This is a genomic window from Enterobacter sp. DSM 30060 (genome assembly GCF_013375955.1).
Lineage (GTDB): Bacteria > Pseudomonadota > Gammaproteobacteria > Enterobacterales > Enterobacteriaceae > Enterobacter > Enterobacter intestinihominis.
Window position 1 is genome coordinate 2,938,457 of record NZ_CP056118.1, and the last position, 11,884, is coordinate 2,950,340.

The 11,884-nt window shown below is 58.5% G+C and carries 7 protein-coding genes and 1 pseudogene; 7 read left to right on the top strand and 1 reads right to left on the bottom strand.

Features of this window, described 5'->3' with window-relative positions:
- The first annotated feature begins 59 nt into the window (after positions 1-59).
- The 7 genes and pseudogenes from HWQ15_RS13960 to HWQ15_RS13990 all read left to right on the top strand — a co-directional run bounded on the left by HWQ15_RS13960 (position 60) and on the right by HWQ15_RS13990 (position 10,595).
- Positions 60-2,242, top strand: a pseudogene (locus HWQ15_RS13960) (TonB-dependent receptor).
- 127 nt (positions 2,243-2,369) lie between these two features.
- The gene (locus HWQ15_RS13965; protein WP_063216044.1) at positions 2,370-4,343 is read left to right on the top strand and encodes a PhoX family phosphatase; all 1,974 of its coding nucleotides are present in this window, start codon (positions 2,370-2,372) and stop codon (positions 4,341-4,343) included.
- Between the two features lie 102 nt (positions 4,344-4,445).
- Positions 4,446-5,834, top strand: a complete 1,389-nt coding sequence (gene pheP / locus HWQ15_RS13970) for a phenylalanine transporter (protein WP_176587395.1) — start codon at positions 4,446-4,448, stop codon at positions 5,832-5,834.
- Positions 5,835-6,136: 302 nt separating this feature from the next.
- Entirely contained in the window at positions 6,137-7,372 is a 1,236-nt protein-coding gene (locus HWQ15_RS13975) for an MFS transporter (RefSeq protein WP_023299501.1), read from the top strand.
- 15 nt (positions 7,373-7,387) lie between these two features.
- Positions 7,388-8,413: a sugar phosphate isomerase/epimerase gene (locus HWQ15_RS13980; RefSeq protein ID WP_063149185.1), complete on the top strand. Its 1,026-nt coding sequence runs from the start codon at positions 7,388-7,390 to the stop codon at positions 8,411-8,413.
- Positions 8,406-9,548 (top strand): Gfo/Idh/MocA family protein, encoded by a 1,143-nt coding sequence (locus tag HWQ15_RS13985; protein WP_045621285.1) that lies wholly within the window; start codon positions 8,406-8,408, stop codon positions 9,546-9,548. Before HWQ15_RS13980 ends, HWQ15_RS13985 begins: the two co-directional genes overlap by 8 nt.
- A 75-nt stretch (positions 9,549-9,623) precedes the next feature.
- Positions 9,624-10,595, top strand: a complete 972-nt coding sequence (locus HWQ15_RS13990) for a LacI family DNA-binding transcriptional regulator (protein WP_063149186.1) — start codon at positions 9,624-9,626, stop codon at positions 10,593-10,595.
- Here HWQ15_RS13990 and HWQ15_RS13995 read toward each other — a convergent pair whose 3' ends face one another.
- A complete protein-coding gene (locus tag HWQ15_RS13995; RefSeq protein ID WP_022647326.1) occupies positions 10,596-11,840 on the bottom strand; it encodes a mechanosensitive ion channel family protein in 1,245 nt (414 codons plus the stop codon).
- Positions 11,841-11,884: the final 44 nt, after the last annotated feature.

Below are 11,884 nucleotides of genomic sequence, written 5' to 3' on the forward strand. Positions count from 1 at the left end.
TTTGATAAATACTAAGGCCCGACAACGGGCCATTTTTGCGCGCACGTTAAGAGCTCATTATGAACAACACCACAATGCACAAAACGCTGCTGGCGATTGCCATCGGCGCGGTTACACACTCCGCCTTTGCGGCGGAAGAGAAAAAAGAGGACACCATCGTGGTCCAGTCCACGGCGGGGAGTGATTTCAAACCCGGCGGTGACCAGCTGCTTCCGGCCTTCCTCGACGGCCAGGTGGCTAACGGCGGACGTATGGGGATGCTCGGGCAGCAGAACGCCATGGACGTGCCGTTCAACATCATTAGCTACACCTCGAAGCTGGTGGAAGATCAGCAGGCGAAAACCATTGCTGACGTGGTCGCTAACGACGCGGGCGTGCAGTTCGTTCAGGGGTACGGCAACAGCGCGGAAACCTTCCGTATCCGCGGCCTGAAGTTTGACGGCGACGATATGACCTTTGGCGGATTGTCCGGCGTACTGCCGCGTCAGGTGGTGGATGCCCAGATGGTTGACCGCATCGAGATCTTCAAAGGGGCCAACTCCCTGATGAACGGCGCGGCCAGCTCGGGCGTGGGCGGGATGATCAACCTTGAGCCAAAACACGCGGGCGACATCCCGCAGGCGAAAGTGGGCGTCGACTACACCTCGGTTTCCAGATTGGCACCACGCTGGATGCGGGGCGTCGCTTTGGCGATAACGACCAGTTCGGCGCGCGGGTGAACCTTGTGCATCGTGAAGGCGAAACCGGCGTGCCGAACGACCGCCGCCGCACCACGCTGCTCTCCACCGGTCTGGATTACAAAGGTGACCGTTTCCGCACCTCGCTGGACCTGGGCTATCAGAAAAAAACCTTCCACGGCAGCCCGACCAGCGTCAACATCTCGGCGGCGGACTTCGTGCCTGAACCACCGAAGAACGATCGCAACTTCTCGCAGAAGTGGGCCTACAGCGATATCGAAAACGAATTCGGCATGTGGCGCAGCGAGTACGACATCACCGATAGCTGGACGGCCTATACCGGCCTCGGCGCACAGCACGCGCACGAAGAGGGGATCTACAGCGCGCCGAAGCTCCTGGATAAAAGCGGTAATGCGACGGTCAGCCGCCTTGATACCAACCGCATCAGCGATTCCGTCAGCGGCATGGCGGGCATTCGCGGTAACTTCATGACCGGCTTCGTCTCGCACAAGGTGAATGTCGGGTATTCGGCGATGACCAAAAACGAAAAAATCGCGTGGAAAATGTCTGCCGCGGCGGATAACCCGACCACCAACATCTACCACAACACTGGCGTTGCTATGCCGGACAGCAGCAACTTCAGCGGCTCAGGCGGCAAATACAGCGATCCGCTGACCAGTGGGCGCACCCGCACGCAGGGCTGGCTGTTGAGCGATACCCTGGGCGTGCTGGACGACAAACTGCTGTTTACCGCAGGCGCACGCCATCAGAAAGTGGTGATTCGCGGGTACAACAAAATTACCGGTGCGGAAAACGACGCGGACGGTTTTGACGGTAGCCGCTGGATGCCAACCTACGGCGTGGTCTATAAGCCGTGGGAGGAAATTTCCCTCTACGCCAACCACACCGAGGCGTTACAGCCCGGTGAAACTGCGCCTCGCTCAGCAAACAACTACGGCCAGAGCACCGGTATCGTGCACTCTAAGCAGAACGAAGTGGGTGTAAAGGCGGACTTTGGCCGCGTGGGCGGCTCCCTGGCACTGTTTGAGATCAAAATGCCGTCGGCTATCCTCGACGACAGCGGCCACTACGGCCTGGACGCTGAACAGCGTAACCGTGGCGTGGAGCTGAACGTTTTCGGCGAGCCAATGCTTGGGATGCGTCTGAACGCCAGCGCCACCTGGCTTCAGGCCGAGCTGACCAAAACTAAAAACGGCGTGAACCAGGGGAACGACGCGATCGGTATTCCGAGCTTCTACGCCGTGCTGGGGGCAGAATACGATATCAAGCCGATTGAGGGCCTGACGGCGACTGCGCGCGTTAACCACTCCGGCACGCAGTATGCTGACCTGGCGAATACCAAAAAGCTGGACAGCTACACCACGCTGGATCTGGGCATGCGCTATCGCTTCGCGGTGAACCACAATGAAAACCAGATGACCGTGCGCGCAGGCATCGACAACGTGACCAACGAGAACTACTGGTCAAGCGTGGATGATTCCGGTACTTACATCACTCAGGGCGAGCCGCGTACCTTTAAGGTCTCGGTTGGCTACGAGTTCTAAGCGTTCCACCTCGTTATCCGGGGCAGGGACGCCCCAATCCCTTCGTTGTCGTGTTATAAAATTGTAATAAAAGCTTCTTACACTGGTCGCCACATCCTTACCTCTTGGCCAATGACAGGAAGCCGCAATGGGCAGACCCCTCAAATCCGTATTTAAAAAAGAACATCGCGACGATATCAGTAACCGCAGCGCTAACCCGGTATTCTCCGAGGTGGCAGAGGTGTTCCTCTCCCGCCGCCGTTTTCTCCAGATGGGGGCCGTAGCGGGGGCAGCCGTATCATTCCCGTATCTGATCACACCCGAGAATGCGATCGCCGCGGTCTCAAAACCGTCCGCGCTGGCAAAAGCGGTTTCCCTGGGCTTTACCAGCATCGACGTCTCCACGGAAGATACGGTCAGGGTGCCGGAAGGTTATATTGCCCGCCCGTTCTATCGCTGGGGCGATCCGACAGGCATCAAAAACAACATGCCGGCGTTTAAACCGGACGCCAGCAATACCACAGACGAACAGGCCGTGCAGGCGGGCATGCACCACGACGGCATGGCGTGGTTTAGCCTGCCGCAGGGGGGGCAAAGCCCGGAGCATGGCCTGCTGGCGATGAACCATGAATACATCGACAACGGAATGCTGTTTACGGACGGTACGGCGAACTGGAGCCTCGACAAAGCCCGCAAGGGGCAGAACGCGATGGGCGTGTCGGTGGTGGAAGTGAAAAAAACGGGCAGCGGCTGGGAGGTGGTGCGTCCGTCTTCGTTCGCCCGCCGTATTACCGTCAATACGCCGATGCAGCTTACCGGCCCGGCGCGGCATCAGGACTTAATGAAAACCGCCGCCGATCCGCAGGGGGAACGCGTTCTGGGCACCATGCAGAACTGCGCCAACGGCCACACGCCGTGGGGGACCTATCTCACCTGCGAGGAGAACTGGTCGGACATATTTGTGAAAAAAGCCGATCTCAACCCGCTGGAAAAACGCTACGGCATTAGCGACAGCGATGAATCGTACCGCTGGAACGAGGTGGATGAGCGGTTCAGCGTCGATAAAACCCCTAACGAACCCAACCGTTTCGGCTGGGTCGTGGAAATCGATCCCTACAACCCGACCTCCACCCCGCGCAAGCACACCGCGCTGGGCCGCTTCAAGCATGAGGGGGCAGCCGTCACGCTCGCCGCCGATAATCGCGTGGTGGTTTATATGGGTGACGACCAAAAGTTTGAGTACATCTATAAATTTGTTTCGGATAAAAAATACGATCCCGCGAACCGTGAAGCCAATATGCAGCTGCTGACGTCCGGCACGCTGTACGTCGCCAGGTTCAACGAAAACGGCAGCGGCGACTGGCTGCCGCTTGTCTTCGGGCAAAATGGCCTGGATAAAAGCAACGGTTTTGCAAGCCAGGGCGATCTGCTGATTAAAACCCGTCTGGCGGCCGACGTGGTGGGGGCAACGAAGATGGATCGCCCCGAGTGGATAGCCGTCGATCCGCACGCCAGCGGCAGCGTCTACTGTACGCTCACCAACAACAGCGATCGCGGGAAAGAGGGCAAGGCACCGGTCGATGCTGCTAACCCGCGCGCCAACAACGTGTACGGGCATATTATGCACTGGCTCGAAGAGGGGGCCGATCCTGCCGCCGCACGCTTTAAGTGGGATATTCTGGTCATGGCCGGGCGCACCGGCGGCGACGATCCGAAGGCCAAAGGCTCGATGCAGGGCGCGGAATTTGGCAGCCCGGACGGCCTGTCGTTTGACCACCAGGGCGTCCTGTGGATCCAGACCGATGTCTCCTCCAGCACCATCAATAAGAAAGCGTACGAGGGGATGGGCAATAACCAGATGGTGGCTACCATTCCAGGCACCAACGAGTATCGCCGATTCCTGACCGGGCCGCGCGGGTGCGAAATCACCGGCATTGCATTTACGCCAGACAACCGGACGCTGTTTATCAACATTCAGCATCCGGGGGAGGGCGGGGATGATATTACCGACCCGGCCAACCCTCGCGCTGTTTCCAGCTGGCCAGACGCGAGTCCGAACGGGCGTCCGCGATCGTCAACGGTGGTGATCGTCAAAGCAGACGGCGGGATCATCGGGTCGTGACGTTTATCCGCCGGGCGCATGCGCTGGCCCGGCGTTAAGCTTGCTACCACCAGCATGAAGTGTTAAAACGTGCCCCTTCTAAAAAAGAGACAGGGGTAGGGCGTGAAAGACGCGTCATCCGCTTCAGGCCATGGTAGCGCTGAAGCTTCGTCGGATCAGAGTCCGACGCTGCAACGTGGTTTGCAAAATCGACATATTCAGTTAATTGCCCTTGGCGGCGCGATCGGTACCGGGCTGTTTCTCGGCATCGGCCCCGCCATTCAAATGGCTGGCCCGGCGGTTCTGCTGGGTTACGCTCTCGCAGGGATTATCGCCTTCCTGATCATGCGCCAGCTCGGCGAGATGGTTGTTGAAGAGCCGGTGTCCGGCTCCTTCGCGCATTTTGCCTATAAATACTGGGGTCCGTTCGCAGGCTTCCTCTCCGGCTGGAACTACTGGGTGATGTTTGTGCTGGTGGGCATGGCGGAGCTGACCGCCGCAGGCATCTATATGCAGTACTGGCTGCCGGATGTCCCGACGTGGATCTGGGCGGCGGCCTTCTTCATCATCATTAACGCCGTTAACCTTGTGAACGTGCGCATGTATGGCGAGACCGAGTTCTGGTTTGCGCTGATCAAGGTGCTGGCGATTATCGGCATGATCGGCTTTGGCCTGTGGCTGCTGTTCTCCGGCCACGGCGGCGAGCGTGCATCGATCGACAACCTGTGGCAGCACGGCGGCTTCCTGGCGACTGGCTGGAAAGGGCTGATCCTCTCGCTGGCGGTCATTATGTTCTCCTTTGGCGGTCTGGAGCTGATTGGCATCACCGCTGCTGAAGCGCGCGATCCGCACAAAAGCATTCCGAAAGCGGTCAACCAGGTGGTGTACCGTATCCTGCTGTTCTATATCGGCTCGCTGGTGGTGCTGCTGGCGCTCTATCCGTGGGTGGAAGTAAAATCTGACAGCAGCCCGTTCGTGATGATCTTCCATGACCTGAACAGCAACGTGGTGGCTTCCGCGCTGAACTTCGTCATTCTGGTGGCGTCTTTGTCGGTATACAACAGCGGGGTTTACTCCAACAGCCGCATGCTGTTTGGCCTCTCCGTACAGGGCAACGCGCCGAAGTTCCTTACCCGCGTCAGCCGTCGCGGCGTGCCGATCAATTCGCTGTTCCTTTCCGGCGCTATCACCTCGCTGGTGGTGCTGATCAACTATCTGCTGCCGAAAGAGGCGTTTGGCCTGCTGATGGCGCTGGTTGTCGCCACGCTGCTGCTGAACTGGATCATGATCTGCCTGGCGCACCTGCGCTTTCGCGCCGCGATGCGCCGCAAGGGGCGCGAGACGCAGTTCAAGGCGCTGCTCTATCCGGCGGGGAACTACATCTGTATCGCCTTCCTCGGCCTGATTCTGGTGCTGATGTGCACCATGGATGAGATGCGCCTGTCAGCGATGCTGCTGCCGGTGTGGGTGGTGTTCCTGTTTATCGCGTTTAAGCTTTCACGCAAAAAGTAGCGCGGTTTTCTCCCTCTCCCTGTGGGAGAGGGCCGGGGTGAGGGCACCAGACCGCACCAAACCAGACAGCACCACACTACCCGCCTTCACGCCCGGCACCGCTGCGCTTACCGGGCCTACATGTTCGGGGACGTTATTTAGTAGGCCGGGTAAGGCGAAGCCGCCACCCGGCACCTCCCCTTCACCATTATCGTGACCCCTCTCCCAATTCTGTTTCGATCCACAGGATCTTTGTTTTGTAATCGATTACTTTTCATTTGAACGAATTTGTAATCGATTACTTTTTCCGGGTGAGGCTTATCATGGTGTCAACTGAGAGTAGTGAAAAGGCGATAACGCAGCACCGGCTGCTGGTGCCGCGTCTGTCGCTGATGATGTTTCTGCAATTTTTTATCTGGGGTAGCTGGTCGGTCACGCTTGGCCTGGTGATGACCCGGCACAACATGTCACTGCTGATTGGCGATGCGTTCTCAGCCGGGCCCATCGCCTCCATTCTTTCGCCGTTCGTGCTCGGGATGCTGGTGGACCGCTTCTTCGCTTCACAGAAGGTGATGGCGGTGATGCACCTCGCGGGCGCGGCGATCCTCTGGTTCGTGCCGGGGGCGCTGATTGCTGAGAACGGCGCGCTGCTGATTGGCCTGCTGTTTGGCTACACGCTCTGCTACATGCCAACGCTGGCGCTGACCAACAACATCGCGTTCCACAGCCTGGCAAACGTGGATAAAACTTTCCCGGTGGTGCGTGTGTTTGGCACCATCGGCTGGATCGTGGCGGGCATTTTTATCGGCGTCACCGGCGTGGCGTCCAGCGTGACCATCTTCCAGGTGGCGGCGGTCAGCTCCGTGCTGCTGGCGCTCTATAGCCTGACGCTGCCGCACACTCCTGCACCGGCGAAAGGCCTGCCTGTGAAGGTGCGCGATCTCTTCTGCGCGGACGCCTTTGCGCTGCTCAAAACCCGCCACTTCTTCGTCTTCTCCGTCTGCGCAATGCTGATCTCCGTCCCGCTCGGCACCTATTACGCCTACACCGCCTCGTATCTGGCGGATGCCGGCATTGCCGACGTCAGCACCGCCATGTCCTTCGGGCAGATGTCTGAGATCGTCTTCATGCTGGTTATTCCGCTGCTGTTCCGCCGCCTGGGCGTGAAATATATGCTGCTGATCGGCATGCTGGCGTGGTTCGTACGTTATGCCATGTTCGCGCTGGGTGTCAGCGAGGAGGGGCGCATTCTGCTGTATCTGGGCATTCTGCTGCACGGCGTCTGCTACGATTTCTTCTTTGTCGTCGGCTTTATCTACACCGACCGCGTGGCGGGAGAAAAGGTCAAAGGCCAGGCGCAGAGCATGATCGTGATGTTCACCTACGGCATCGGCATGCTGCTCGGCTCGCAGATTTCAGGGGCGCTTTACAACCGCCTGGTGGCAGGGCAGACCGTGCCGCAGGCGTGGGTTACATTCTGGTGGATCCCGGCGGTGGCTGCCGCGGCGATCGCGCTGATTTTCCTTCTCACGTTTAAGTATGACGATGACAAGGCGTAATGTTCTGGAGGTGGTATGAGGACAATGAAAGGACCGGGCATTTTTCTGTCGCAGTTTATTGGCGGGGAAGCGCCCTTCAACACGCTCGACGGGCTGGCAGAATGGGCGGCGTCGAAGGGTTACAGAGCGGTGCAAATCCCCTGCAACCATCCGCATATCTTTGATGTGGAGAAAGCCGCAGAGAGTCAGGCCTACTGCGACGACATCACCGCTAAGCTGGCCGCGCACGGGCTGGTCATCAGCGAGCTGTCGACCCATCTGGAAGGGCAGCTTGTGGCGGTGAACCCGGTTTACAGCGAGGCGTTTGACCACTTCGCACCCGCATCCGTGCGCGGTAACGATGCGGCGCGTCAGGCGTGGGCGACGGAAAAACTGAAGCAGGCGGCGGTCGCCTCGGCCCGATTAGGCCTGAAAGCGCACGCCACCTTCTCCGGCTCGCTGGCCTGGCCATTTTTCTATCCGTGGCCGCCGCACAACGAGCAGCGTTTTCAGGAGGCGTTCGAGGCGCTGGCAACCCGCTGGCGGCCGATACTGGATACCTTCGACGAGCAGGGCGTGGACGTCTGCTTTGAGCTGCATCCGGGGGAAGATCTGCACGACGGCGTAACCTTCGAGCGTTTTCTGGCGCTGGTGGATAACCATCCGCGCTGCAACATTCTCTACGACCCGAGCCACATGCTGCTTCAGCAGATGGATTACCTGACCTTTATTGATCTCTACCATGCGCGCATTAAAGCGTTCCATGTCAAGGACGCGGAGTTCCGCCCCAGCGGGCGCAGCGGCGTCTACGGCGGCTACCAGCCGTGGATCAACCGCGCCGGACGTTTTCGCTCGCTGGGTGACGGGCAGATCGACTTTAAGGGCATCTTCAGCAAGCTGACCCAGTACGACTACAACGGCTGGGCGGTGCTGGAGTGGGAGTGCTGCCTGAAGGATGGCGATACTGGCGCGAGTGAAGGCAGCGAATTTATCCGCCGCCACATTATTCCCGTTTCCGGACGGGCGTTTGATGATTTCGCCGCAGGGGGCAGCCATGATTAACGTCGGGATTATCGGCAGCGGGTTTATTGGCCCGGCACACATCGAGGCGCTCAGGCGTCTCGGGTTTGTGCAGGTGGTCGCGCTCTGCGACGGTTCGCTCGTTAAGGCGCAGGAAAAGGCGCGCCAGCTAAATGTGCCGCATGCTTACGCCAGCGTGGAAGAACTGCTCGCGCACTCCAATCTGCATGCGGTGCACAACTGCACGCCGAACCACCTGCACGCGGAGATTAACCGCCAGATCCTGCGCGCGGGCAAGCACGTGTTTTCCGAAAAGCCGCTGTGCATGACACCGGACGAGGCGCGCGAGCTGGTGGCGCTGGCAGAGCAGGCGGGCGTGGTGCATGGCGTGAGCTTTGTCTATCGTCAGTTTGCGATGGTGCGCCAGGCGGCGAGCATGATGCGCGCGGGCACCCTCGGGCGGCTGTTTGCCTCGCACGGCAGCTATTTGCAGGACTGGATGCTGCTGGAAACCGACTACAACTGGCGGGTGGATGCCGCGCTCGGCGGCGCATCGCGGGCGGTGGCGGATATCGGCTCCCACTGGTGCGATACGGTGCAGTATGTCACCGGCAGGCGCATTACTGAGGTGATGGCTGATTTATCCATCGTCTGGCCGACGCGCAAGGCTAACGTGGCGGGCAGTCAGACGTTTACGCACGACGAACATGCTCACTATGAAGATAAACTGGTCACTACCGAAGACTTCGGCTCGGTGCTGTTGCGTTTTGACGACGGCAGCAAGGGCAGCTTTAGCGTCTCGCAGGTGAGCGCGGGGCGAAAAAACCGCCTGACCTTTGAAATTAACGGCAGCGAGCAATCGGTGGCGTGGGATCAGGAAACCCCGCAGCAGCTGTGGATCGGCCATCGCACCCGGGCAAACCAGACGCTCAGCGACGATCCGGGTTTGATGAACCGTGATGTGGCCGACAGCGCCCATTTCCCCGGCGGACACATTGAAGGCTGGCCGGATGCCTTTAAAAATATGATGGCGCAATTTTACCGTGCCGTGCAGGCGGGAGCGATGCCGGATAATCCGCAGTTTGCCACCTTCCACGATGGCGCCAGTGTGATGTATATCCTTGATGCGATTGTGAAAAGCCATCAGCAGCAGCGCTGGGTGCGTGTGGAATACTGACGCATTGCCCGGTTCGCCGGGCAACCAATTTATGGTAGCCTGCACAAAACGCTAACCGCAGGATGTATCGTCGCTATGTCAATTCAGAAAATCGCTCAACTGGCCGGGGTATCCGTGGCAACGGTCTCTCGCGTACTGAATAACAGCGATACCGTGAAGGCGAAAAACCGCGAGCGCGTTTTGCAGGCGATCCAGGAGAGTAACTACCAGCCCAATCTGCTGGCGCGTCAGCTGCGCACCGCCCGCAGCTATATGATCCTGGTGATGGTCTCGAACATCGCCAACCCGTTCTGTGCCGAAGTGGTGAAGGGCATCGAAGCCGAGGCGGAAAAGAACGGCTATCGCATTCTGCTGTGCAACTCCGGCTCGGATATTGAGCGCTCCCGCTCGGGCTTAAGCCTGCTCTCCGGCAAAATCGTCGATGGCATTATCACCATGGATGCGTTCTCGAAGCTGCCGGAGCTGGCCGCGCTGATTGGCAACGCGCCGTGGGTGCAGTGCGCCGAATACGCCGATGCGGGCGCGGTCTCCTGCGTGGGGATTAACGATGTTGATGCCTCCCAGCACGTTGTCAGCCAGCTTGCCGACGGGGGCCGCAAACGCATTGCGCTCATCAACCACGACCTCAGCTACAAATATGCCCGTTTGCGCGAACGCGGCTACAAGAGCGTCATACACCTGCGGGATCTGGACTATCAGGCGGTGGAGTACGCCAGTGAGCTCAGCTCCAGTGCGGGCATGGCGGCGATGCAAAATCTGTTAACGGCAAACCCGCCGGATGCGGTGTTTGCCGTTTCCGATACGCTGGCGGCGGGGGCGCTGCGCGCCATTCAGCAGGCAGGGCTGCGGGTGCCAGAAGATATCGCGGTGGTGGGTTTTGACGGCACCGAGCTGGCGGAGATGATTTCTCTCACCACCATTGAACAACCGTCGCGGGATATCGGGCGCAAGGCGGTCAATCTGCTGTTAAATAAGATCGACAACCCGGATGCGCCCACGGAAAGGGTCATGATGGACTGGCGCTTTATTTCCCGCGTCAGCACCTGATTATCTGGCGATGACGCCAGCCAGCGAGCGAATATCGTTTCCGGTTGGCGACTGGTGAATACGCAGGCCAAATTCATCCACCACCGCGAAAATATGATCGAAGATGTCGGCCTGAATATCTTCGTATTCTGCCCAAATCACCGTGTTGGTAAAGGCATATATTTCAATCGGCAGCCCGTTGGCATCGGGCGCGAGCTGGCGCACCATCAGCGTCATATCTTTACGAATACGCGGGTGGTTACGCAGATATTCATTCAGATAGGCACGGAAGGTGCCGATATTGGTCATCTTGCGCAGGTTTAATACCGATTCCCCTTCGCCGTTCTGCTGATTCCACAGGTTAATTTCCTCATGACGCGCGGCCAGATACGGCTTCAGCAGTTTCGCCTGAATCAGTTTCTGCTGCTCCTGCTCATCGAGGAAATGAATGCTGGTGGTATCGATATTCAGGCTACGCTTGATGCGGCGACCACCGGAGGCTGACATGCCGCTCCAGTTGATGAACGCGTCGGACACCAGCGCCCAGGTCGGGATGGTGGTGATGGTGTTATCGAAGTTGCGCACTTTAACGGTGGTCAGGCCGATGTCGGTCACCGTGCCGTTGGCCCCGTATTTCGGCATCTCCAGCCAGTCCCCGAGCTTCAGCATGTCGTTGGCGGAGAGCTGAATACCGGCCACTAAGCCCAGTATTGGGTCTTTAAAGACCAGCATCAGAACGGCAGCCATCGCACCCAGGCCGCTTATCAGAATGGCGGGTGACTGACCGATCAGAAGGGAGATAATTAATATTCCCACCAGAATGGCGCTCACCAGCTTGATGCCCTGAAATATCCCCTTCAGCGGCAGCTGTGATGCGGTGGCCATTTTCTGCGACAGATTAAAAATCACATCCAGCAGCGAGAAGAAGGAGAGCAGGGCATAGACCATCACCCACAATTTTGCGCAGGTGGTGAGCATTTCCGCCGCTTCGCTGCCTTTTTGCAGCCACAGAACCGCCTGAACGTTGACGATTATCCCCTGGAGGGTAAACGCCAGACGGTGAAATAACTTGTTCTGCGTAATGATCTGCAACCATAAATGGCTGCTGGCCTGCGCGCGTTTTTCGAAGGCGCGCAGCACCACTTTGTGCAGAATAAAATGAACGATAATGGCTGTAAGAAAAATAATACCAAAGATAATCACTAAAGAGGTGGTGTGATTAATTTCAATCCCTAACTCTTCAACCTGAGCAATTAATTCCTGCATAACGTCTCCTGTATTGATGCAGCCCCATAATGGCGGCTGCGGAT